Raw genomic sequence first — 23,818 nt, 5'->3', positions numbered from 1 at the left:
GTCTTTTATTGATATAAAGTTTTAAATGTAAAGGTACTAATTACTAAATTTATAACATCAGAACCTATTATTACTGTAACTAACATTGCAATCATCCAAAATAGAAATTTCCATTGCAAAACCATATAATTGATATTTTTTTCATACATTGTGTCGCAAGTTTGATATAAAGCTTTTGTCACTTCTGAAAAACTTGTTTTACTAAGTTCTGATAGTTTTATATCTGCTGTGATAATTGCAGGAAAATTATATCTTTCAAACATAATAAACAATTTCTTATTTTTATTTATCATTTCAGCTAAATCTTTGAAAAATGGTCTAAATCCATCTTTGAAATAATCTTTTGATAAAATCAATGAAGTTTTATGAAAAGAAATACCAGCACTAAGCATTCCATTTAAAATTCTAAACATAAATCTTCCATCTGAAAATGCTTGTGTTTTAAATACTTTATATAACCAAGCTGGCTTATATTTTTCAGTGTATAAATATCCAAAAAATATAAATGCAGTAACAAATATGGAAATACCTAATCCTATATAAGCAACATCATATGTAAAATATTTTGGTATTCCTAAAAATTGCTCAACATCAGGATTTAATTTTCTTAATTGAAGTAAATCTTTTTGTAGAATATCAAGATATAAAATCAAACCATAGAAAGTTCCAATAATGATAGATAAAGGAACAAAAATTGGGTTAATCATCTTCATTATCAAATTTGAATTTGCCTTTTTAAAAGATAATACCAGTTTTAATCCATCAATTGTATTTGTACTATTAACAACTAAACTAAATTGGAAACTATTTAAAAACTTATGTTTATGCAAAATTGCTTCTAGTTTATGTTTTCCTAATTCCATATCTTTTATAGCAGCCATTAATCTTTTTTTGAAGTTTGTTTCTCTTGTAATTTGTTCACTATACAACAATAATGCTCTTCTTGTATTAGAACCATTTTCAAGTTTTGTTACAAGATAATCAAGTAAAAATTGTTCATATGGATCAGCAAACATACTCATTATTAAAAGCCTTTTATATTTTTAAGAGTAACTACATAAACTATTTCACGTCTTACATAAGATTTTGAATCACTTCCACCTATTGCAAAACCTTCAACTGGCAAAATTCCTTGATAATTTTTTGTGTCATCATGAACAATAATTGATCCAACAATTGATGTTTCACCTAATCTTATCTCTCTTGAAATATTATAACTTTGGTCGTTGTATTGTGGTAATTTTATCATTGTTCCATCAACACTAACTTCTCCAAATTCAATAAGTTTTTTTATTGTAGGAGTAATATTTAAAAATATCTTATCTCTTGATATCTTTGCCATTGCAGTTATTGAAGTACCTTCTTTTAAAGTATTAACTGTAACATCAGAAGTTCTTGTATTTGTGTCAGAATCGATTGTTGTTTCTATTTTTTCAACATAATCTGTATTATCTGTAATTGATTGTACTGTTGGGATATTATTTTTTAATACCAACATATTTTTACTGTAATTTAATATTTTTCCTATTTCATTATTTGCAGTTGCAGTGATTTTTAAAAGTCTTGTTAGATTATCACTTGTAAAATTAATTGCTCCACCTGTTCCTATTTCTCTAACAACTCCTGCTCCTGCATTTGTTTGTCTATCATCAGTTATACTTCCTATTCCATATTCTCTATTTTTATTTAATAGTAACTCTATTCTTTCAAACTCTATAACAGCTTCTTTTGAAAATGTTGATTCATAAGCTTTTGCTACTGCTCTTACTGTATTTTCTATTGATTTTGTTGATTTTAAAAATACCAAACCACTTGCTTTATCTATATGATAAGTTGATATTTTATCATTTGAAATTATATTTTTTAACATTTTGTCTAGTTCATCATATAAAACAATTTGTGCATTATTTTCTACTTTACTCTCACCTGTTGTTTCTTGATTTGAAGTTTGACTTGATGATTTTATATCTAAAAGAGGGATATTTAACTCTATTACAGAATCTTTATATCTAGTTATATTTATAACTTCTTTATCATAATCTATATCAACAAATACATCTTTTGCATGTCCTAAAGAGTTTAAAGCATCTTTCAAGTTTTTTGAACTAATACTTACTATACTATTTTGAAAATCATCTCTATTATCTATATAATTTCCAATAGTCACTTCATAACCTGATTCAGCAGTTATTAGTTTAATTAGCTCTTCTACTGAGATTTGACCATCAAGTTTAAATGGAATGTGTTCTATTGATTGTTTTTTTGTTTCACTTGTACTTAATAGTTTTACTAAATAAATTGAACCATTCTTTTTGATGAAAAGTTCTTTATCTAAAACTGCATTTAAATACTGATTTAACTCTGTTATATTATGAATTTTTATTCTACTTTTTGGAATTAATACATCACTACTTTTTAAATAATAAAAATTACCATCTATTACTTCCATCTCTTTTAGTATATCACCTAAAGATTTATCTTCTAAAATGGAAATAAACTCTTTTGATTTATTTTTTTCATCTACCAAAGAAGCTGAATATGACTCTTTTAGTTCATTATAATCTTTCTTATCAAAAGATTGTTTAGTTTTATCTATCATTTCATCATGATAACTTTTTGAACTACAACCACCAAGTAGAAAAAAGAGTGTGCCTAAAAATAATAAATTTTTATAATTTTTCAAAATATGTTTCCTTATTTAAAATAAAATGCATAATCAAAGCCCCCGATGTAAGTTGGATATTTTAAAAACAGATTTCCACTATTATTAAAATTATCAAAAGCCATTTGTGTATGAACATCACTTTCTTGCGTAACAAATAATTTATTAATAGTAGATATTTTATCAACATCATATAAAGATGTACTTAAAATAGGGATACTACGCCCTACATTACCCCAGCAATACATTTGAGAAGAACTACCTATTCCTGTCATTGTACAAATAGTTGGTACACTTACCTCTTTTGTAGAAGTACTTGAACTTCCACCTGAGGTATTTGTATTTCCTGTTAAAGTGAATTTTACATTATCAATTCCCCAAGATGTTTGAGTAATATCATTATCTTTTATATAAGCCCCAAACCCAAGTCTTATATTTCCATATGCATCTAAATACTCTGTTCTAGTAAATGTAAATTTTCGAAAGCTATAATAATCTAAAATTGGTGTTGAATATGTTTCCGTTCTATTTCCATTTATAAAAGTATAAAATTTATCTATTGTATACCATATATCATGTCTCCAAGTTCCAATTCTATAAAAATCATAACTTATAGTAACTTGTTTATTTGCATTTTCTGCTCCAAAGCTAAATACTTTATAAACTTCTTCACTTCCATCACTATTACCATGATAAATTGTTCCACTTGAAGATTTTTTATTAAATCTTCCTAAAAATTTAGTTGCTGTTCCACTATCTACATAAATAGGATATTTATAAAATTCACTTGTTGAAGCCGTATAAGGTACTGGACCTGGGGGAACAACCCAATAGTCATGATTTTCATCTTCAAAAGTTTCTAAATATACATTACTTGAAAAAGTTACATTATCAATCTGTTTTGAGATATCTATATTATTTATACCAAAAGATTCTACTGTATAATCTGCATTTTTACCTGCTACATTATGCCATCCACCCAAGGCTGCTCCAAAACCTAATTTAAAACTTCCTGTTGAATCAAGAGTAATACTGTATGAATATTGATGTTTTTGAATATAATTGTTGCCTGAATTTGGTAGAATTCCTAAATCTGTTCCTACTTTTGTATCTTTTGAATCATCTCTTGTATAAGTATCTTTACTAACTAAAACATTATTTATATAAACATAAAAAGCATCTTCCAATCCATTTCCATTGTTTCCATCCCAATAACCTATTTCATACATATCAAATGCTATTTTTATATTTTTATTTGCCCAAGAACTTCCTAAACTAAAAGTTTTATATACTGTTTGACTACCACTTGTAGTATCAATTCTACCATTTCCTAATCTTCCTAAAAACTTCCCTGTAACACTCTCTCCATCATGTATATAGTTTACATTCCAACCTGTTGTTGAACTATTTTCAAAATCTTCTGTATAATCTGTTCCATAATCAACAACTGTTTTATTAATTTTACCCTCAAAAATTGAAACATTTGAAAAGTTTGCATATAAGCTATTATTTATAGTATTTGTTAAACTATTTAATTCAGTTAATGCTGTTGAAAATATAGTTTTATCTGCTGTTGAACAACTATTAAAATCTTTATCCATACAAGTTAATAATTCATTTGAACCTTGTAATTGCATATTTTTATCCACATAAACTAGTAACTGTTTTGTTCCATAATCATAAACAGAAGCACTCAATGTTCCACCATCTATTCCCAAATCTTTAATACTTATATCATCATAAGTTCTATAAAATTTATTATCAACCCCTTTTAGTATAAACTCTTTACTATTTACAAATATCCCATCTTCGTTGAATTTTTTTGAATTAGATAATATAGTAGGCTTATAGTATATTTTTCCATTAGCTCTTTCTCCCCAAATCCAAAAATTATTATTTTCATCTAAAGCTCCAAAACCTTTTATATCTCTTAATGCATAAATCTTTTTAAAAGTTACTTCACTTTCAAGTGTTTGGGGAATATATGTTGAAAAATTTTCATCAGTATTATTTATTCCTAACGATCCTTTTAGATTTGATCCAAAACTATAAATTTTTCCTGTATCAGATAATAAAATAAAAGTTCCATCTATCATTACAATATCTTTTAGATAAATTACTGATGAACTATAAATACCACCATCTTTTCCATTTGATATTATTTTATTTTTTCTTAAAATAGAAGTTTGAGTTTGTCCTATATTCTCAACATAAAAATAATCAGAATGTAGGTATCCATTACAATATAAATCTCCACCTATTTTATATCTAATCCCTGATTCATAATAATCAAATATAGGAGAAATACCACAAACATTTTTATCATTCATCGCCATTTTTTCAAATTTTACTCTATATGGATTGTTATACCATCTTTTAGATATTAAATTTAAAGTTTCATCTTCAACTTTAATATTTTCAATGTCAACTTTTAACATCACAGGAGTATTTACATAATTAGGAGTTAATTTGTAATCTATTTGCCCATAAGTTTCTATACCTGATTTTTTGTATTTATTGTTCCCCCAACAAAATATATCTCCATTAGCAAGCATACACCCACCATTATTTCTTATAACTAAATCTTTTGAATCAGGGATATAAGATAATATTCTTTCTTGCATAGTAATCTCATCATTTACTTGTGAAGTTGTTCTTCCTGTTCCTGATGGTATCCATGTATTATTTCCTTCATAATAATACTCATACCAAGAATTTCCATCTTTTACATAAGCCTTTTCACCTATTCCAACTTTTATATAAGATAAATCATCTAAATTATCTAAATAGACTGGTGTTTTTTGATATATTTCAATAGAATTACCAATCGCCTTACAATATTTATATGTTAACTTTTCATTTTTTAATTCATAAAAATATTCTCCTGTATTACAATTTTGAGAAGGTAAAACTATAGAATTCTTATTTTTTGTTATAACGGAAGCTATCTCTTTTTGAATATTATTATATAAAACTTGAGTACCTTTTTCTAAATCTGCCGGCAAAATACTTTTGGGTGAAATTGTATTTACTCTAAATACCTTATTTGTATAAAAATTATATAAATAGTTATACTCTTCCTTATAATCTGTCTCTTTTTCGATAGCACCTTTAATAAATGCACTATTTTTATCATCAAAAGTTATTACAATATCTTTTAAAGTAATAGGATTTGTTTTATTAAAATTTGTTCCTAAATAGTCTTCAACTTCTAATTTATCCCAATCTATTGTATCATCACTTTTTTTAGGAATTTTTCCTGTTTGTAAAATATATTTATTTAATGCTAATGATATATATTCCTCTTTTTGAATAAGAGATTTTACATTATTCATCAATGATATATTTTCACTTGACGCAAAAACAAAATTAAAAAATATAATTATAAAAATTAGAGTTTTGATTTAATCCACCTTTAGAATTTGTAAATTTCCAGAAGAATCATCTATCATTTTTACATTTTTTGTTTTATCTTTTATAAAAATATAACTACCAACTTTTAAACTAGAAAGTTTTGTTGTTTCTGAAGTTAGAATACTTTCACTGCTAACTGTTATATTTCCTTTATTAAAATCTTTTTTATCATATTCAATCCAATTTGAACTAGCGTTATACCATCTAATTGTTCTATCATTATTGTTGCAATAAGTGCTTTTTAGTGAAGCAACACAAGTTTTTGCAATACTGTTTCCATTTTTTAATAAATCAAATATATTTTTTGCTTCATCGGACTTTAGCTCAAACTCAACGTACATATTATTTACATCAGTATCATCACTAAAAACAGTTGTGTAATCTCTATATAAATCTCTATTATAAAGTTGAACTAAAAAATTTTCAATTCCTAGATTTTCATCTTTTGTTTTTCTGTATTCATCTTTTGTAATTGCATATTTTAGTTGTAATTTTGAACTATCTTTAAAATCAATATTTTCACCCATTCTATTTAGTACAGAAAAATTACTTCCTAAATAGTTATCATCTATTAAATCTGTTATTGTTGGAATTTTATATTCACTTAAAATATATTTTTCAAAATTTTTTGCGATATTCTCTTCTATTTGAATCAAATCTTGAATATATAAAGTATTTTGTTTTTGCGCTGTTAATGTATCTTGAGAAAAAGATGATATTAAAATTGTAATCAAAAGTATAAATTGTCTAATCATTTTAAAATCTCTATTCCATCTAAAGTTTTTACATATTTTACACCATCAGTGTCATATAACAAAGCACCTTTTGGTATAGAATCAAAAGCACTTTCTGTGATATGTTTTGAAGTATCGTTTGTAATAATTATTGGTCCAGTTTTAAAATTATCAACATGATATGCTATCAAATAAGTATCTGGAACAACTTCTAAACCATCAAGTTTTTTTGTCAGTTGAATATAAATATGATTATTCTCTTTACAATTTACGGCTGTTGTAAATGCTGTCATTGGACAATCTTCAATCGCTCCGCCATTTTGTTTTATCAAATCATATAAATGTTTTGCAAATTCATCTTCAAGAATAAAATTTACTTCATCATTTCTAACATAAGTTCTTTTTCTATAAGTATTACTTTCATATAGTGCTTTTATTGAACTATCTGCTTTTAAATCATTATTTAAACCATAAGAAACTTTCATCAAAGTTCCATCTAAATTAAGTGTAGTAGTAATACCTGAAATTGTTGTTGTAATATCACCAATCAAACTTTTAATTTGAGTTAAATCAGCAATTGCATAATTTGTCAAAATATACTCTTCATAAGCTTTTGCAATTGATTCTTCATATAAAATAATTGTTTTTACATCTTGTAAGGCTTTTTGTCTCTCTTCAAAATTATCTAAATCCAATGAATAAGAGATATTAATAAAAATAAAAAATATAATTACAATCTTTTTCATAACACATCTTTCAATTCTTTATAAAGTCTTGTTTCTAGTGAGTTTTCGTTTTTATAAAGTCTCTCTTTTATTTTTGATTTAAAATAATTTTTTTTCTCAACTTCTGTTGAATCTTCTAAAAAATAGAGTTTATCATTAGGAATAAATTCATCAACGACATCATTTACTACAGTTTCTTTATTTGTTGTAGTTGAATATAAAATATCTTTTGCTAATGCATCAATTGCTTTAGTAATACTATCTTCAATATCAATATCTTTTATAACACTATTTTTATTTTGTTGCCCTACTTCAAAAGTATATTTATTATTTGTTGCAGAAATAGAATTTACATCTATAATATCTTTTAATTTCGCTTTTAAGGCAAGTAGTTTTAGTTTTTCGCTCTCATTTATAACAATATCTCCATCATTATTTACTAACTCTTTATTTGATAAATTACTAGATTTATCTCTATCCAAAAGTAAAACTTTTTCCCAATTTTCACCTTTTGGTAAATTGGCGATTATTTCATCTCTTGTTATATCTTGTGGATTTTTATTATATTGCTTGGCTATTAGAGTTTTGATTTCAGAAATTATTTCATAATGTTCTTGGATTTGTTTGGCTTCTTGAATATCACTATAAGATTTATACATAGCACTTGCTGAGAATATAGCTGTAACAATGAGTGCCGATGATAGCCATATATTTCCAAACATTAGAAAAAACCTTTTTTAAGAATAAAAACAAAAAATAAATGCTAAAACTTAGTACTTATTTTTTGTCTTAATAACATTTAGGCAAATGCCTAAATGTATTAATTATTATCAATTACAACTTCATTTGAACCAAAATCTTGGAAATAAATTGTAAACATACCATCATTTAACAATGTATCTGCACCTGTTGTTTCAACAGGAATTCTTTTTTCAACATCTGTACCTGTTGTTCTTAATGCACCTGCAGCTGGTGTATCAGTAGCAGTCGCTACATTTGCTTTTCTATCTATCGTCGCTACAGATTTTAAATCATTAGCAATTTGAGATTCAAGGAAACCTGCTCCATCTTTTAATCCACCTCTTGATAAATCTACAAATATTCCAGGAATTTGTCCTTTTGTGTTTGCTACCAAACGAATTATCATATCAGCAGTTGCAGAAGTTGCATTATCACTATTTCCACCAAAAGAAATAGCAGCATAAGTATTAAAATCAGTTGTTGTTCTTGAAACACCATCTTTATCTTTAGATATTTGTTCATTAATTTGCTCAGCAAAGTATTTTAACTTAGCTATACCTGCAAGTTTATTATATTCATCATTAGTAGCATTATCAGCCGTTGCAATACTTCCACTTCTTGCAGCTAATTTTAAACCATTCTTAATATTATTAATCTCTGTAATAACACTCGTTTTTTGTGCAATACCTTCGATTTTATCTCCAGTTCCCCCAAATGTTTGGAACATATAAATCATTGCTCCAACTACTACGATAATCATCGCTATCAACTGTGGCATATTCTTCCCCTTTTTTTAAATTTAAGTTTACCTACCAACCACCCATATTATACAACAACTATTATTTTAGTTGCACCAAAAATCACTTAAAAACTATACAAACAAAATACCCATCACTATCTGTTCCATCAAAAGAAAAAGTCTCTTTATTTTCAATTGGAACATAAGTTTTTGCATTTCTTTGTAAAGTCCCTAAAAGCATCTTTTCACAAAATTCTCTACCTGAAAAACTCTCTGAAAATATTGCTTTACTCATTAAAGTAGAATTATTATGCATATCAACCAAAAGTTTATATGCACTACCTGCTGAATCACCAAAATCAGCATTAGCATCATTAGAATTAATGTCTCTAACCGGAATTAACTGCCATTTAACTCCACTTTTAGGAAAAGTTAAAGTAGAAGTATAATTTGTACCCTCAACTTCTTTACCTGTACCTTTTTCTATATTTCCAAGTAAAATACCGTTGTTATACAGTTCTTCAAAATTTATACTAGATAAATCTCCACCAGATTGGATATAAGTATTTACAAATCCATCAATTGTAATAAACATTGATTTCATTTTTTCAAGTTCACCTGTAATTGCACTATCATCAGCTTCATATCTTGTAAATAAAATAATCATTGCAGAAACTATCGCAATTATAGAAGAGACAAAATATGGCAAAAAATTATCCTTGAATTAGAGATTTTCTAACTTGAAAGATATTCTAACACAAGATATACTAAAGATAAACTTAAATATATGCCTATTTTACCTATATTTTGGTTATTAATAAAAATTAAATAATAAAATAATTAGATTAGTTAATAAATAACTAAATTTACTAATTTAAGACAAAAAAAGCCTGATATAAAAACTTCTATTCTCAAATTTTTATATCAGGCTTTAATAATAAGTGGTACGCCTAGAAGGATTCGAACCCTCAACCTACCGGGTCGAAACCGGTCATTCTATCCAGTTGAACTATAGACGCAATGCAAAATTGGACTGGAATATTATCATAGCAATACTTAAATTTTTGTAATCTTACTTAAAAGAAAATATTATCCATTACTATAAGTATAAAAAATATTATTCCTAAGTAACCATTTACAGTAAAAAATGCTTTGTCAATCTTTCTAAAATCTTTATTTACTAAATAGTGTTCATAACTAAGCATAATTGCACTTAAGATTACTGCAAGATAAGCAAAATAAGAGCTATCAGAAAAGATTACAAATAAAAGCCAAAAAACAACTGTTAAGATATGAAAAACTTTTGAAATGAGCATTGTTTTTTCAACACCAAACTTTGATGGAATAGAATGAAGTTTTAGTTTTTTATCAACTTCTATATCTTGTAAGGAATAGAGTAAATCAAATCCAGCAACCCAAAACATAACTCCAATACTTAAAACAATTGACCAAAGAGGGATAGTTTCACTAACTGCAACAACACCAGCAATTGGAGCAAGACCTAAAGATATTCCTAAAATAATATGAGCAAAATATGAAAATCTTTTAAAGTATGAGTATGAACCAATTATTATTAAAATTGGTACTGATAAATATAAAGCTAAATCATTTACAAAATAAGCAACCACTACGAATCCTAAGGCATTTAAAGAAACAAATATAAACATAGAAGTAGGGCTAATTCTACCATCTACATTTGGTCTATTTATAGTTCTTGGATTTAAAGCATCTATATCTCTATCTAAAAATCTATTAAATCCCATTGCAAAATTTCTTGCTGTTAAGGCTGCTAAAATACCTAAAACTAAAAGTTTAAAACCAAACCAACCATTTGCTGATACAACCATTGCAATAAAAATAAAAGGCAATGAAAAAATTGAGTGTTTGAACATTACAAGTTCATTGAAATCATTAAGTTTTTTTATTAGTTTATTCATGTTTGGGATTTTATCGAAGATATGATTAAAAAAATAAAAATTAAACTTTTTCTAGTTATAATCTACTATATTTTACACACAAAAGAGTTTTATGAAAAAATATTTGTTATTAATTTTAAGTTTATTGTTTTTATTTAATTTTACTGCTTGTGCTACAAAAGCTGAAAATGATGTTTCTGATTCAAGTACTAAAGATGTTTCAGAATTATTAAGAACACTTATTCAAAAAGAAAAAGAGATAAATGAACTTAATAAAAAATTAGAAGATTGTAGTCAATCAAAAACTATACAATGAAAGAAATTGCAATTATAGGCTCAACAGCCTCAGGAAAAACTGCCCTATCTTTAGAAATTGCTTCAAAAACGAACTCTATAATTCTATCATTAGATTCACTTTGTGTTTATAAAGAAATAGACATTGTTTCAGCAAAACCAACACTTGAAGAAAGAGGAAATATTGTTCATTTTGGGATTGATGAAGTTTATCCAAACGTTGATTTTGATGTTATAAAATTTATGGAACTTTATAAAACTGCAAAAAATTATGCTTTAGAAAATGATAAAAATTTAATCATCGTTGGAGGAACAGGTTTTTATCTAAAAGCTTTGATAGATGGTTTGTCTTTAGGTGTAGAAACAAAAATTAAACTTGATATATCTCAATATGAAGCATATGAACTTTTATATTCAATAGATAAAGAATATATGCAAAAAATTGTAAAAAATGATAGATATAGGATTGAAAAAGCTTATGCTATTTATAAAGAAACAGGATTTACACCAACCAAATATTTTGAAAAAAATCCTAAAGTTCCACTTGCTAAAAATTTAAAAATATTTGAAATATTATGGGATAAGGAAGAGTTAAAAAAAAGAATAACTTTACGAACAAATATTATGATGAAATCAGGACTAATTGATGAAATTATTTATTTAGAAAAAAAATATACAAGAGCACCTAATTGTATGTCATCTATTGGTATAATTGAAACATTAGAATATTTGGATGGTAAATTATCAAAAATAGAACTTGAAGAAAAAATTTCATTAAATACAGCAAAACTTGCAAAAAGACAAAATACTTTTAATAAATCTCAATTCTTAGATAAGACTTCAAATATAATAGAAAACTTAAATTCAGATATTATTAAGTATTTTTCGTTATAATCCCGCTTCTAAAGAGTTTGATAAAGGGCTTGCAAAGACTTGACCTTTTATCTTACATTAATTAAATTAAGGAATATGGAATGAAAAAAGATATTCATCCAGATTACAAAGTTTGTACAATTTCTTGTGCTTGTGGTAACACTTTTGAAACAAAATCAAATGTTGAGTCTTTAAGAATCGATATTTGTTCATCTTGTCACCCATTCTTCACTGGTGAGCAAAAACTTGTTGATGCTGCTGGTAGAGTTGAGAAATTCAAAGCTAAATATAACATGGCTAAATAGTACAATACTATGTTGTGCTTAGTTCCGACTCCAATAGGAAATTTGGAAGATATCTCAAACAGGTCTTTAAAAGTCCTTGAGGAGTCTGAACTAATTTTTTGTGAAGATACAAGAGTAACAAAAAAACTGCTAAGTCTTTTAGGTGAAAAATATAACCTAGACTTTTCAAATAAAGAATATAAATCTTTTCACTCTCATAATGAAAATCAAATTTTAAAAACTTTAGATAAAGAGACTTTTACTAAAAATGTTGTTTACGTAAGTGATGCTGGAATGCCTTGTGTTAGTGACCCTGGTGCTACACTTGTAGATTTTTGTATAAAAAATCAAATTCCTTATGATGTACTTCCTGGTGCAAATGCAATTTTAACTGCCTATGCAATGAGTGGATTTACACATACAACTTTTTCTTTTTATGGATTTTTAGACCATAAAGGAGCTAGTCGTGCTTCAAAACTTGATGAAATTTTAAATGATGATAAATTATCAATCCTTTACGAATCACCTCATAGGCTTTTAAAACTTCTTGAAGAATTAAATGAAAAAGAACCAAATAGGACAATATTTTTAGCAAAAGAGATAACAAAACTTCACCAAACCACTTATAAAGATTCAGCTTCAAATATTTTTAAAGAGTTTAAAAATATAAATATAAAAGGTGAATGGGTTGTAGTAATTGAACCAAAAGAAAAAATTGGTTTAAATCTTGAACTAAATGACATACTACCTTTAGATTTAGCTCCAAAAGTTAAAGCAAAACTTATTGCTAAAATAACTGGGCAATCAATCAAAGAGGTTTATCAACAAATTTTGGATAATATGCCGTCATGATAATATATGGAAAACAAATCGTACTTTATGTACTTGACAATCACCCGCATCTAATAGAAGAAGTTTTTCTTTCAAAAGAAATTGATAAAAAACTTTTTACAAGGTTTGCAAAACTTGATAAAAAAATTCATAAATTGGATAATCAAAAAGCTCAAGCATTAGCAAAAGGTGGAAACCATCAAGGTTTCTTTTTAAAACTTACACCAGTTGGTTATACAGATATTAAAGAATTCAAAAAAATGAATTTTATTTTAGTATTAGATGGTGTTACAGATGTTGGAAACATTGGAGCAATTGCAAGAACTGCATATTCTTTAGGAATTGAAGGGTTAATTGCTTCAAACATAAAAACTGTAAATGATTCAGGAGTTTTACGAACTAGTTCTGGGGCTTTACTTGATTTACCATTTTTAGTTCATCCAAGATCAGCTGATTTAGCTAGTGAGTTAATCGATTGTGGCTTTACATTAATTGGTGCAACAATGGATGGAGTAGATTTAAAAAAATATGGAAAAATAGAAAAAACTGATAAAGTTGCGCTTTTTTTAGGAAGTGAAGGGGAAGGAATTTCTCCAAAAGTTGCTAAAAAACTAGACTTAAAAGTTTCTATTGCTATGGAACATGAATTTGATTCTTTAAACGTTTCTGTTGCTGCTGGGATTTTAATTTATAATCTAAAAAGATAAAAAAAAGAAGAATACCTTGATGAAAAAATTAATTTTAATTATTACTTTATATGTAGCTTCATATGCTGGTTTAAATGAAACTGTACTAAATATGATTGGTAATGCTGATTATAATACTCATAGAAATTTAATAAATCATATATTTAGAAATACAAGTAATTTTTATAAAAATGGTCAAGTTGATTATACTCGGGTAACACAAGAGTTATCAAATAATGGAATATTAAAATTAAATTTAGGCTCAACTCAAGATATTGAAGTTACATTTAATTTTAATTCTAATCCAAAAAAATCAATGAAAAATATTAATGATATTTTAAAAGTAATAGGCTATCAAAACTTTATTACACAGGGTGAAGTTGTAATAAATAATCAACTTAAATGGACAATTAAACTAAAAACTGCAGCCGCCATAAGCCCTCTCAGATTATCTCAAGAATTACAGAGCATAAATTGCCAAATTGTAGATATTAGAAGAGAGGGAAATTATAAATGGAGTTATTCAATTGATTCAAGTAACTCTACAATTTATAAAGCAGAAGATTTAACGAATACAAACCAATTGTCATTAAAAAAACCACTTAAACCGTATATAATTCAAGTGCAAAATGCTTCAAGCATTACAATTGATTCAAATGTTGGTAATAATTGGTATCCAAGTGTAATCTTCTACGATAATGACTTTAATATTATTGAAGTTGTTGAAAAAGATAGTTTGCATAAAAGTTTAAAACTTGATGTGCCTAATAACACAAAATATATCAAAATTGATGATTTTTATAGCCTTACTAATTTAAAACGTGGGCTAAATATTACTAAGGAGTAATTAAAATGTTTCCAGAAATTGAATTTGAAAGAATGAAAAGATTACCAAACTATGTGTTTGCTGAAGTTAATAATATTAAAATGGAAGCTAGACGTGCTGGTGAAGATGTAATAGATTTTTCTATGGGAAATCCTGATGGTCCTGCACCACAACATATTACAGATAAACTAATAGAAGCTTCTGCAAAACCTAAAAACCATGGTTATAGTGTAAGTGCTGGTATTTTCAAATTAAGATTAGCTATTTCAAACTGGTACAAAAGAAAATTTGATGTTGATTTCTTAGACCCTAACAAACATATTTGTGCAACAATGGGTTCGAAAGAAGGATATGTTCATCTTGTACAAGCAATTGTAAATGTTGGTGATGTGGCTGTTGTTCCAGATCCAACTTATCCTATTCACTCTTATGCATTTATGTTAAATGGTGCAGCTGTGCATAAATTTGAATTAGCATTTGATGATGCTTTTAAAGTTGATGAAGATTTATTTTTTGAAAGATTACAAAAAACAATTGATGAGTCAATTCCAAAAGTAAAATTTGTAGTTGTAAATTTTCCACATAATCCAACTTGTGCTACAGTAACACCTGAATTTTATACAAAATTAGTAGCAATGGCAAAAAGAGAAAGATTTTATATTATCTCTGATATTGCATATGCAGATATTACTTTTGATGGATATAAAACTCCTTCAATTTTCCAAGCAGAAGGTGCTTTAGATGTTGCTGTTGAGTGTTTCACTTTTAGTAAATCGTATAATATGGCTGGATGGAGAGTTGGTTGTATCGTTGGAAATGAAAAACTAATTGGTGCATTAAAAAGAATTAAATCTTGGCTTGATTATGGAATGTTTACACCAATTCAAATTGCAGCAACTGTAGCACTTGATGGTCCACAAGATTGTGTTGCTGAACACGTTGAGAAATATAGAAAAAGAAGAGACTTAATGATTGAAACATTTGCTGATGCTGGGTGGAAAATGAACAAACCAGATGCTTCAATGTTTATCTGGGCAAAAATTCCAGAATGTGCTGCTCATTTAGGAAGTATGGAGTTCTCAAAACAATTATTAACAGAGGCTCAAGTTGCAGTAAGTCCAGGAATTGGATTTGGACACTATGGTGACCAATATGTAAGAATTGCTTTAATTGAAAATGAAAAAAGAATTAGACAAGCTGCAAAAAATATAAAGAAATATTTAAAATCATTAGAAAAATAGGAATTATAGATGTTAAAAGTTGGAATTATTGGAGTTGGTACAGTTGGAACTAGCGTTGCAAATATATTAATAGATAATAAAAATATTATCACCGCGCGTGCTGGTAAAGAAATTGTACCAACCATTGGAGTAGTTTCAAACTTAGGAAAAAAAAGAGATGTTAGTATAAAGTTAACAACTAATGTAGATGAAATATTAGAAGATGATTCAATTGACATTGTTGTTGAATTAATGGGTGGAATAGAAAAACCTTATGAAATCGTAAAAAAAGCTTTATTAAAAGGTAAAGCTGTAGTTACTGCTAATAAAGCTTTATTGGCATATCATAGATATGAATTACAAGAGTTAGCTGGTGATATTCCATTTGAATTTGAAGCAGCCGTTGCAGGAGGAATTCCAATTATTAATGCTTTAAGAGATGGTTTAAGTGCAAATCATATTAAATCTATCCAAGGTATTATGAATGGAACTTGTAACTATATGTTAACAAGAATGATTAATGACGGTGTTAGTTATAATGAAATATTAAAAGAAGCTCAAGAATTAGGTTATGCAGAAGCTGATCCAACTTTTGATGTTGGAGGATTTGATGCTGCACATAAACTTTTAATTCTTGGATCTATAGCATATGGAATAGATGTAAAACCTGAAGATATTTTAATTGAAGGTATCGAAAATATTTCAAATGCAGATATTGAATTTGCAAAAGAGTTTGAATATTCTATAAAACTTCTTGGTATTGCAAAAAAAGTTGGAAATGAAATAGAACTAAGAGTTCACCCTGTACTAATATCAGAAGATAAAATGATAGCAAAAGTTGATGGTGTTATGAATGGTATCTCTGTTGTTGGAGATAAAGTAGGTGAAACTATGTTCTATGGAGCAGGAGCCGGTGGTGATGCAACTGCTTCAGCTGTTGTTGCCAATATTATTGATATTGCCAGAAAAGGAAAAGGTTCACCAATGCTTGGTTTTGAAAACCAACCAGGAGAACAAATCTCTTTAATGCCAAAAGAGAATATCAGAACAAAATATTATCTAAGACTTGAAGTATCTGATAAATCAGGAACTTTAGCAAAAGTTGCAACAATTTTAGGAGATAATTCTATTTCAATTGAAGCTATGATGCAAAAACCTTTAAAATCGCAAAATGCAAATCTTCTACTTACAACTCATACTTGTATTGAAAGAGATATATTAAAAGCTATAAAAGAACTAGAAAATTCTGGTGTAGTTTTAAGTAAACCATCTATGATAAGAATAGAAGCTTAATAAATAAGCTTCTAATTCTTTTTTATTTTTCTATTCTTTCAAAGTCAAGAACTCTTTTGTAGATATTGTTGCACCAAAATGGTGAACTATATATTTTAAGAAGTACTCTTTTTCTTCTTGTGTAAAACTACTTGTTGCATCATCTATAACTATTGCATTATATCCTTTATCATGAGCTTCTCTAAAAGATGATTCAACACAAACATTTGTTGCATAACCTATAAAGAATAGAGTTTTTATATCATTATTTCTTAGAATTACATCTAAATTTGAGCTGGAAAATGCACTTGCTCCAATTCTACCACTTACAATAAATTCATCTTCTTTTGGGATAAAATCACTATGAAAATCTTTATTTTTCCCTTGCCAAGTTTTTACATTTGGAATAACTGCTCTTAATCCATATTTTGCATTATTTCCAAACTCTTTATAATCATTACTTACTATAAATGGTACATGAATTACTTTCATTCCTATTTTTCTTGCATATTCTAAGACTTTTTTTGAATTGTTAATCGAATCTAAAAATTGTTTTTTATCTTTCATCAATTTATAAAGTTTAGAATTTTCATCTAACCATTCATTTTGATACTCAATAAGCACTAAAGCTGAATCTTTTACATCAATTTCTTTCATTTTCATTCCCTTTATATATAAATTAACCTCAACTAACTAAAATATTATTATTGTTATATTCTCTACTTATTTTGTAGATTAGTTACAATTATTGCCCGTAATTATCAAATAATCATCCTTAATTGTAGATTAATTACAAAATATGTACAATGCTTAACAAATAAAGGAGTTATATGTTTGAAAAGTTATTTGATCCAAAATTAGTTTCAAAACTTTTAGTAACCATTGGTGATGTATCAGAGGTTACTGGAATCCCTCAGAGAAAATTAAGATATTGGGAAGATAAAGGCATAATTCAATCTTCTGGACAAAAAGATGGAAGTACAAGAAAATTTGATTATATAAATATAAAAAAAATACTTTTAATAAAAGAATTACTTGATGAAGGCTATACTTTAGAATCATCTGTAAAAAAAGTTGAAGAAAGAATAGAAAAACTTCAATTAGCATTTAACAAATTACAAGAAAAGCAAAATCATAGTGAATAAAAATAAAGAATTACTCTCAAAAGATATTCCAACTTTAATAAAACAATTAGCAATTCCAGCAAGTACAGGAATGCTTTTTAATACTTTATATAATGTTGTAGATACATATTACGCAGGATTTATCTCAACTCAAGCTGTTTCAGCTTTAACTATATCATTTATGGTATTTTTTCTTATCATTGGTTTGGGTTATGGTTTTAGTTCAGCAATTACAGCTATTTTAGGAAACTCTTTTGGAAAAAGAAGAAATAAATTAGCATCTATTCATGCACACAAAGGTTTACTATTTATTCCTTTTATTGGAATAATCCTAACTATTCTTGGATATATTTTTGCTTCTGATATGTTTATATTACTTGGTGCAAAAGATGAGTATTTGCAAGATGCAATAACCTATATAAATCCTATATTATTTGGAACAATATTTTTTATGTTTAATTTCTCACTAAATTCAATATTGGTTGCTTTAGGAGATACAAAAACATATAGAAATACTCTCATATTTGGTTTTTTTGCAAATTTAGTTTTAAATCCATTATTTATGTTTGGTTTTTTATTTATTCCAGCGATGGGTCTTTCAGGAATTGCAATTGCTACTGTTTTAATTCAAGTAATAAATATGTTTTATATGTTTTATAAAGTCTTACAAACAAAAGTTATTCACTTTGAAAAGCCTTCATATTTTTTACCAGATTTAAGAGTTTATAAACTATTTTTCTCTCAAGGGATTCCAGCTAGTTTAAATATGCTAATTATGTCTATAGGTTCTGTTATTCTTACATACTTTGTAGCTCAATATGGTCTTATGGCTGTAGCAGGATATGGTATTGCTTTTAGAGTTGAACAACTTATGCTTCTACCAACTCTTGGGCTTAGCACAGCTGTATTAACAATTGTATCAAATAACTTTGGTGCAAAAAAATATGATAGGGTGATAGAAACTCTAAAAATAGCAATAAAATACGGTTTTATTTTTTCAACTATCGGAATCATAACCCTTACAATTTTTGGGAAATTCTTAATCTCTTTATTTGATTCAAATCCTACAGTTATTGATTTTGGAATACATTATTTGTTAGTTGAAATTTGGATATTTTATGCTTATGTTGTTTTATTTATTTGCGTATCAACTCTTCAAGCTATAAAGAAACCAAAAATGATTTTATATATTGCTTTATATAGACAAATCGTTGCTAAATTGATAATTGCTTATTTAATTGTAAAAGTTTTTGAATTAGATTTTATTTATCTTTGGTTTGGAGTTTTAGTTATGATTTATAGCGCTGCTATTTTTGCATATTTTTACACAAATTCTTTGCTAAAAAGAGTTTGTAACAAAACACTATAGGTAAAAACTACCTATAGTTAAAAACTTATTTTGATCCGCATTTCCCTGAACCGCAAGAAGCTTTTGTGTCTTTCATTTCATCTGGCATTTTTGACATATCATTTTTCATAGCTCCACCACATTTTCCAGCTCCGCAAGAAGGTGTTTTAGCTTCATTCATATTTGCACCACATTTTCCTGTTCCACAAGATGAACTTTTTTTCATTTCCATCTCTTTTTTCATATCTCCACCACATTTTCCAGCTCCACAAGAACCATTTGCAGCAAATGCAGATGTAGATGCAAGGAATAATCCTAAAAATATTCCAGCGAATTTACTTTTTAAATTCATTTCTTCCCTTTTTATTAAAATTTTATTAGCATACTATAAACTAAATTACTTTTCAACAGCTTCAACATCAACTTTTATTTTAACATCTTCTGCTACTGCAACTCCACCTAGTTCTAAAGCTTTGTTCCATTTTAAATCATAATCCATTCTATTAATTTTTCCTTCGATAGAAAATCCAACTTTACTTTTACCTTTATCTGAAATAGTTCCTAAATCTTCAACTTTAAATGTAACTGGTTTTGAAATTCCTCTAATTGTTAAATTACCTTTCATTTCACCTTCATCACCATCAGCTTTGTAAGATGTCATTTCAAAAGTCATTTTAGGAAATTTTTCTGATGAAAAGAAATCTTCACTTCTTAAATGATTATCTCTTTTTTCAATTCCTGTATCAATTGATGTCGTGTCAACAGTTGCTTTAAATGCTTTAAATGTTTTTGATTTTGCATCAAAATCTATATTTGCATCATATGTTTTGAAATTACCGTTTACATTTGTAATCATCATATGTTTTACTGTAAAACCAACATTTGTATGAGCTTTATCTAAATCATACTCACTTGCATTTACTAATCCAATTGTTAAAAGTAATGCACTTGTCATTTTTGTTACGAAATTCATATTAATCTCCTTATTTTTTTGTCTATAAATTCTATATAATTATTGTTTAGTTAATGTGTAGAAACATTATTTTTTCTTAAAGTTATAATATAAAAAATTGATGGAATTATTATAAGTGTCAAAAATGTTGAACTTACCATTCCTCCAATCATTGGTGCTGCAATTCTTTGCATAACTTCACTTCCTACGCCATTTATATACATAATTGGAATTAAACCTCCTAAAATACTAAATAGAGTCATAAGTTTTGGACGAAGTCTTAAAACTGCCCCTTTATAAATAGTTTCAACAATATTTTTATTTGTAAACTCTTCTTTATTTTTATAAAATTCTTTCATAGCTTCATCTAAATATACTAACATCACAATAGAAGTTTCGGCAGCAACTCCTAATAATGCTAAAAATCCTACGATAACTGCAATTGAGATATTAAAATTTAGATATTCTAAATAAAATATTCCACCAGTCAACGCAAAAGGAAGTGTGAAAAATATTACAAAAGTATAAGTTAAATTTTTCAAAGCTAAATAGATTAAAATAAATATAATCATAAATGTAATTGGTATGATATATGATAATTTTTTCATCGCTGATTCTAAATATTCACTTTGTCCTGCCCATTCAAAATAGTAACCATCTGGTAACTTCATCTCTTTTAAAATTTTATTTGCTTCATCTTTATATTGTTTTGCTGAAAAGCCATCTTTTGGTGTTATATAAATAAAATTAACATTTAATGCTTTTTCTGATTTTATAACTGATGGTCCTTCTTCATATTTTAAATCTGCAAAAAGTCTTAGTGGCTGATAACCTAATTTTGTTTTTATTTGTAAATTTTCTAAAGCTTTTATATCTTCTCTTTGAGTTGTTTCAAATCTTAGACTTATAGGATATCGTTCTAATTTATCTAAATATGTAGAGATTTGACTTCCCCCTACTCCTAATGAAACTACTTCTAACACATCTTTTTTGCTTATTCCATATCTTGAAATCATTTCATCATTAATTTCAATATTCAAATAATATCCTGAATTCATTTTATCTGCTGAAACAGATAAAGTCCCTTCATATTTTTTTAAAGCTTGTTCTATCTTTGATGCTGTAGTTTCAAGTAATTCGTGATTATTTCCATATAGTTTTATACCTAATGGCGTTCTAATTCCTGTTAAAAGCATATCTATACGTCCACGAATTGGATATGTCCATGAATTTATAAGTCCATTAACTTGAAGATTTTTATCCATCTCCTCCATTAATTTTTTATATGTCATACCTTCTCTCCACTCATTTTGTGGTTTAAAAGTAATTATAGTTTCTATCATCGCAAGTGGTGCTGGATCTGTTGCAGTTTGAGCACGCCCTACTTTTGCAAATGAACTTTCAACTTCAGGAAATGATTTGATTACCATATTTGTTTTTTGTGCTAACTCTTTTGCTAAATCAATCCCAATTCCATAAGGAGTTACAGGCATATACATAAAAGTTTGTTCATTCATCATAGGCATAAATTCCCATTTTTGCTTTTCATAAACTGTTACAGCAAAAACTAAAGTTCCTATAAATATTGCTACTATTAGATATTTCAATTTTAGAGAAAGATGTAAAAGCGGTGAATAAAGTTTTATAAAAAATCTATTTAATATATTTTCTTCCTCTTTTAATATTTTCCCTTTTATCAAAAATATCATCAAAATAGGTACTAATGTTATTGATAAAATTGCACCTGTCATCATTGCAAATGATTTTGTAAATGCTAAAGGAGAAAATAGCCTTCCTTCTTGACCACTTAAAGCAAAGATTGGTAAAAAAGAGGCTACAACAAGTATTAATGCAAAAAATATTGGACGACCAACTTGTTTTGCTGATTCAATTATAATACTTACTCTTTCTTCTTTTGTAATATTTTCTTTTCCTTGAAGATGCTTATGTGCATTTTCAACCATTACAATCGTTGCATCAACCATTGCTCCAATTGCAATAGCAATTCCACCTAAACTCATAATATTTGAACCTATATTAAATGCTTTCATTAGTAAAAAACTAATTAATACAGTAATTGGAAGAGTTATGATAATAATTAATGCACTTCTAAAATGAAATAAAAATAATCCAGCTATTATCATAACAATAATAGATTCTTCTACTAATGTTCTTTTTAATGTATCTATTGCTTTATCAATCAATGAACTTCTATCGTAAACTTCAACAACCTCTACATCTGGAATATTTAGAGTTTTTAGTTTTTCTTTAACTGCATTTATTACTTTATATGGATTTTCACCAAATCTAACTACAACTATTCCCCCAACTGTTTCACCTTCACCATCTAAATCAGCCATTCCTCTTCTATTTGATGAAGTGATATTTACTGTTGCTATATCTTTTATTTTTAGTGGTGTATTATTTAAAGTTTTGATTGTTATATTTTCAATATCCACAATAGATTTTAAGTAACCACGAGCAGTTATAATATGTTCATATCCATTTTCTAAAATTATTCTTCCACCAGTATCGCTATTATTTGCTACTAATACTTTTTTAATTTCATCAATACTCAAATCATATTGAACTAATTTGTCTTGATTTAGAGTTATTTCATAGTTTTTTATATAACCACCAATTGATGCAATTTCACTAACTCCATCAACTCCAAGTAGGGCGAATTTATAATAATAATCTTGTAATGTTCTAAGTTCTTCTAAACTTTTTGTTTTAGATTTTAACGCATATTCATAAGCCCAACCAACTCCTGTTGCATCTGGACCTATTTGAACAGATGAACCCTCAGGAAATGTTCCTTGAAGAGTTGAAAGTTGTTCTAATATTCTACTTCTTGAATCATATAAATCTGTTCCATCTTTAAAAATAATATATATCATTGCATTTGAAAATGAACTCATTGCACGAACAGTTTGAATATTTGGTAAACTCATCAAACTTGAAATTAATGGATATGAAATTTGTTCTTCAATTGTTTTTGGACTTTGTCCACTCCATTCAACTTGAACTATTACTTGAGGAGGTGATAAATCAGGTAAAGCATCTAAACTTGTATTTTTTACAGCCCAAAAAGAACCAAGTGTTAATATAAAAATAAAAAATAAAATTAAAAATTTATTTCTTACACTATATGAAATTATATTTTCTACCATGATT

General features: G+C 27.0%; 23 protein-coding genes and 1 tRNA gene. 10 read left to right on the top strand and 14 right to left on the bottom strand.

Annotated features, from left to right (window positions below; translation table 11 throughout):
• Positions 1-5: 5 nt before the first annotated feature.
• From ADFLV_RS00870 to mqnP, 10 genes are all read right to left on the bottom strand, one after another.
• On the bottom strand, positions 6-1,022 hold the full coding sequence (locus ADFLV_RS00870; protein ID WP_014472895.1) for a hypothetical protein: 1,017 nt from the start codon (positions 1,020-1,022) through the stop codon (positions 6-8).
• A gap of 2 nt (positions 1,023-1,024) precedes the next feature.
• A complete protein-coding gene (locus ADFLV_RS00865) occupies positions 1,025-2,683 on the bottom strand; it encodes a hypothetical protein (RefSeq protein WP_129011720.1) in 1,659 nt (552 codons plus the stop codon).
• An 11-nt stretch (positions 2,684-2,694) separates the two neighbouring features.
• On the bottom strand, positions 2,695-5,997 hold the full coding sequence (locus ADFLV_RS00860) for a hypothetical protein (RefSeq protein WP_129011719.1): 3,303 nt from the start codon (positions 5,995-5,997) through the stop codon (positions 2,695-2,697).
• 69 nt (positions 5,998-6,066) lie between these two features.
• A complete protein-coding gene (locus ADFLV_RS00855) occupies positions 6,067-6,831 on the bottom strand; it encodes a hypothetical protein (RefSeq protein ID WP_129011718.1) in 765 nt (254 codons plus the stop codon).
• The gene (locus tag ADFLV_RS00850) at positions 6,828-7,556 is read right to left on the bottom strand and encodes a hypothetical protein (protein WP_129011717.1); all 729 of its coding nucleotides are present in this window, start codon (positions 7,554-7,556) and stop codon (positions 6,828-6,830) included. The genes ADFLV_RS00855 and ADFLV_RS00850 overlap by 4 nt, the downstream gene beginning before the upstream one ends.
• Positions 7,553-8,257, bottom strand: a complete 705-nt coding sequence (locus tag ADFLV_RS00845; RefSeq protein ID WP_129011715.1) for a hypothetical protein — start codon at positions 8,255-8,257, stop codon at positions 7,553-7,555. Before ADFLV_RS00845 ends, ADFLV_RS00850 begins: the two co-directional genes overlap by 4 nt.
• 98 nt (positions 8,258-8,355) lie before the next feature.
• Positions 8,356-9,054 carry a hypothetical protein gene (locus tag ADFLV_RS00840; RefSeq protein WP_129011713.1) on the bottom strand — a complete coding sequence of 233 codons (699 nt, stop codon included), beginning with the start codon at positions 9,052-9,054 and terminating at the stop codon, positions 8,356-8,358.
• Positions 9,055-9,136: 82 nt separating this feature from the next.
• The gene (locus tag ADFLV_RS00835; protein WP_129011712.1) at positions 9,137-9,724 is read right to left on the bottom strand and encodes a hypothetical protein; all 588 of its coding nucleotides are present in this window, start codon (positions 9,722-9,724) and stop codon (positions 9,137-9,139) included.
• A 233-nt stretch (positions 9,725-9,957) separates the two neighbouring features.
• Positions 9,958-10,034, bottom strand: a tRNA-Arg gene (locus ADFLV_RS00830).
• Positions 10,035-10,091: 57 nt separating this feature from the next.
• Complete coding sequence (mqnP, locus tag ADFLV_RS00825; protein WP_014472887.1) at positions 10,092-10,952, bottom strand: menaquinone biosynthesis prenyltransferase MqnP; 861 nt, start codon at positions 10,950-10,952, stop codon at positions 10,092-10,094.
• Between the two features lie 91 nt (positions 10,953-11,043).
• On the opposite strand from mqnP, the gene ADFLV_RS00820 reads away from it, so the two are divergent.
• From ADFLV_RS00820 to ADFLV_RS00785, 8 genes are all read left to right on the top strand, one after another.
• On the top strand, positions 11,044-11,247 hold the full coding sequence (locus ADFLV_RS00820; RefSeq protein WP_129011711.1) for a hypothetical protein: 204 nt from the start codon (positions 11,044-11,046) through the stop codon (positions 11,245-11,247).
• Positions 11,244-12,119, top strand: coding sequence for a tRNA (adenosine(37)-N6)-dimethylallyltransferase MiaA (miaA, locus tag ADFLV_RS00815; RefSeq protein WP_129011709.1), 876 nt, complete (start codon positions 11,244-11,246; stop codon positions 12,117-12,119). Before ADFLV_RS00820 ends, miaA begins: the two co-directional genes overlap by 4 nt.
• 80 nt (positions 12,120-12,199) lie before the next feature.
• On the top strand, positions 12,200-12,403 hold the full coding sequence (gene rpmE / locus ADFLV_RS00810; protein WP_014472884.1) for a 50S ribosomal protein L31: 204 nt from the start codon (positions 12,200-12,202) through the stop codon (positions 12,401-12,403).
• Positions 12,404-12,412: 9 nt separating this feature from the next.
• Positions 12,413-13,234 carry a 16S rRNA (cytidine(1402)-2'-O)-methyltransferase gene (rsmI, locus tag ADFLV_RS00805; protein ID WP_014472883.1) on the top strand — a complete coding sequence of 274 codons (822 nt, stop codon included), beginning with the start codon at positions 12,413-12,415 and terminating at the stop codon, positions 13,232-13,234.
• On the top strand, positions 13,231-13,920 hold the full coding sequence (rlmB, locus tag ADFLV_RS00800) for a 23S rRNA (guanosine(2251)-2'-O)-methyltransferase RlmB (protein ID WP_014472882.1): 690 nt from the start codon (positions 13,231-13,233) through the stop codon (positions 13,918-13,920). Before rsmI ends, rlmB begins: the two co-directional genes overlap by 4 nt.
• A gap of 19 nt (positions 13,921-13,939) precedes the next feature.
• Entirely contained in the window at positions 13,940-14,746 is an 807-nt protein-coding gene (locus ADFLV_RS00795; RefSeq protein WP_014472881.1) for a hypothetical protein, read from the top strand.
• A gap of 5 nt (positions 14,747-14,751) precedes the next feature.
• Positions 14,752-15,966, top strand: coding sequence for an LL-diaminopimelate aminotransferase (locus ADFLV_RS00790; protein WP_014472880.1), 1,215 nt, complete (start codon positions 14,752-14,754; stop codon positions 15,964-15,966).
• A gap of 9 nt (positions 15,967-15,975) precedes the next feature.
• A complete protein-coding gene (locus ADFLV_RS00785; RefSeq protein ID WP_014472879.1) occupies positions 15,976-17,238 on the top strand; it encodes a homoserine dehydrogenase in 1,263 nt (420 codons plus the stop codon).
• Between the two features lie 30 nt (positions 17,239-17,268).
• Here ADFLV_RS00785 and ADFLV_RS00780 read toward each other — a convergent pair whose 3' ends face one another.
• Complete coding sequence (locus ADFLV_RS00780; RefSeq protein WP_228712399.1) at positions 17,269-17,874, bottom strand: cysteine hydrolase family protein; 606 nt, start codon at positions 17,872-17,874, stop codon at positions 17,269-17,271.
• A gap of 173 nt (positions 17,875-18,047) precedes the next feature.
• On the opposite strand from ADFLV_RS00780, the gene ADFLV_RS00775 reads away from it, so the two are divergent.
• Together ADFLV_RS00775 and ADFLV_RS00770 are read left to right on the top strand one after the other, a co-directional pair.
• Positions 18,048-18,362, top strand: a complete 315-nt coding sequence (locus ADFLV_RS00775; RefSeq protein ID WP_129011707.1) for a MerR family transcriptional regulator — start codon at positions 18,048-18,050, stop codon at positions 18,360-18,362.
• Entirely contained in the window at positions 18,355-19,710 is a 1,356-nt protein-coding gene (locus ADFLV_RS00770; RefSeq protein ID WP_129011706.1) for an MATE family efflux transporter, read from the top strand. Before ADFLV_RS00775 ends, ADFLV_RS00770 begins: the two co-directional genes overlap by 8 nt.
• 25 nt (positions 19,711-19,735) lie before the next feature.
• On the opposite strand, the gene ADFLV_RS00765 is transcribed toward ADFLV_RS00770, so the two are convergent.
• The 3 genes from ADFLV_RS00765 to ADFLV_RS00755 are packed head-to-tail and all read right to left on the bottom strand — an operon-like array spanning position 19,736 to position 23,814.
• Positions 19,736-20,041 (bottom strand): HvfA family oxazolone/thioamide-modified RiPP metallophore, encoded by a 306-nt coding sequence (locus tag ADFLV_RS00765; RefSeq protein WP_129011705.1) that lies wholly within the window; start codon positions 20,039-20,041, stop codon positions 19,736-19,738.
• Between the two features lie 45 nt (positions 20,042-20,086).
• Positions 20,087-20,662: a YceI family protein gene (locus ADFLV_RS00760; RefSeq protein WP_014472874.1), complete on the bottom strand. Its 576-nt coding sequence runs from the start codon at positions 20,660-20,662 to the stop codon at positions 20,087-20,089.
• 50 nt (positions 20,663-20,712) lie between these two features.
• Complete coding sequence (locus ADFLV_RS00755) at positions 20,713-23,814, bottom strand: efflux RND transporter permease subunit (protein ID WP_129011704.1); 3,102 nt, start codon at positions 23,812-23,814, stop codon at positions 20,713-20,715.
• Positions 23,815-23,818 lie beyond the last annotated feature (4 nt).

Source organism: Arcobacter defluvii (genome assembly GCF_013201725.1).
In the GTDB taxonomy this organism is placed as follows: Bacteria; Campylobacterota; Campylobacteria; order Campylobacterales; family Arcobacteraceae; genus Aliarcobacter; species Aliarcobacter defluvii.
Note: the sequence above shows the minus strand (reverse complement) of the source record. Positions and strands in the feature narration are given on the sequence as shown.

Excerpts from the sequence above, each read along its gene's own strand:
- ADFLV_RS00820 (WP_129011711.1), top strand. The coding sequence starts at position 11,044 with ATGAAAAAATATTTGTTATTAATTTTAAGTTTATTGTTTTTATTTAAT.
- ADFLV_RS00795 (WP_014472881.1), top strand. The coding sequence starts at position 13,940 with ATGAAAAAATTAATTTTAATTATTACTTTATATGTAGCTTCATATGCT.
- ADFLV_RS00765 (WP_129011705.1), bottom strand. The coding sequence starts at position 20,041 with ATGAATTTAAAAAGTAAATTCGCTGGAATATTTTTAGGATTATTCCTT.
- miaA (WP_129011709.1), top strand. The coding sequence starts at position 11,244 with ATGAAAGAAATTGCAATTATAGGCTCAACAGCCTCAGGAAAAACTGCC.
- ADFLV_RS00775 (WP_129011707.1), top strand. The coding sequence starts at position 18,048 with ATGTTTGAAAAGTTATTTGATCCAAAATTAGTTTCAAAACTTTTAGTA.
- rsmI (WP_014472883.1), top strand. The coding sequence starts at position 12,413 with ATGTTGTGCTTAGTTCCGACTCCAATAGGAAATTTGGAAGATATCTCA.
- ADFLV_RS00855 (WP_129011718.1), bottom strand. The coding sequence starts at position 6,831 with ATGATTAGACAATTTATACTTTTGATTACAATTTTAATATCATCTTTT.
- rlmB (WP_014472882.1), top strand. The coding sequence starts at position 13,231 with ATGATAATATATGGAAAACAAATCGTACTTTATGTACTTGACAATCAC.
- ADFLV_RS00850 (WP_129011717.1), bottom strand. The coding sequence starts at position 7,556 with ATGAAAAAGATTGTAATTATATTTTTTATTTTTATTAATATCTCTTAT.
- ADFLV_RS00840 (WP_129011713.1), bottom strand. The coding sequence starts at position 9,054 with ATGCCACAGTTGATAGCGATGATTATCGTAGTAGTTGGAGCAATGATT.
- ADFLV_RS00755 (WP_129011704.1), bottom strand. The coding sequence starts at position 23,814 with ATGGTAGAAAATATAATTTCATATAGTGTAAGAAATAAATTTTTAATT.
- mqnP (WP_014472887.1), bottom strand. The coding sequence starts at position 10,952 with ATGAATAAACTAATAAAAAAACTTAATGATTTCAATGAACTTGTAATG.
- ADFLV_RS00860 (WP_129011719.1), bottom strand. The coding sequence starts at position 5,997 with ATGAATAATGTAAAATCTCTTATTCAAAAAGAGGAATATATATCATTA.
- ADFLV_RS00760 (WP_014472874.1), bottom strand. The coding sequence starts at position 20,662 with ATGAATTTCGTAACAAAAATGACAAGTGCATTACTTTTAACAATTGGA.
- ADFLV_RS00845 (WP_129011715.1), bottom strand. The coding sequence starts at position 8,257 with ATGTTTGGAAATATATGGCTATCATCGGCACTCATTGTTACAGCTATA.
- ADFLV_RS00780 (WP_228712399.1), bottom strand. The coding sequence starts at position 17,874 with ATGAAAGAAATTGATGTAAAAGATTCAGCTTTAGTGCTTATTGAGTAT.
- rpmE (WP_014472884.1), top strand. The coding sequence starts at position 12,200 with ATGAAAAAAGATATTCATCCAGATTACAAAGTTTGTACAATTTCTTGT.
- ADFLV_RS00870 (WP_014472895.1), bottom strand. The coding sequence starts at position 1,022 with ATGAGTATGTTTGCTGATCCATATGAACAATTTTTACTTGATTATCTT.
- ADFLV_RS00790 (WP_014472880.1), top strand. The coding sequence starts at position 14,752 with ATGTTTCCAGAAATTGAATTTGAAAGAATGAAAAGATTACCAAACTAT.
- ADFLV_RS00785 (WP_014472879.1), top strand. The coding sequence starts at position 15,976 with ATGTTAAAAGTTGGAATTATTGGAGTTGGTACAGTTGGAACTAGCGTT.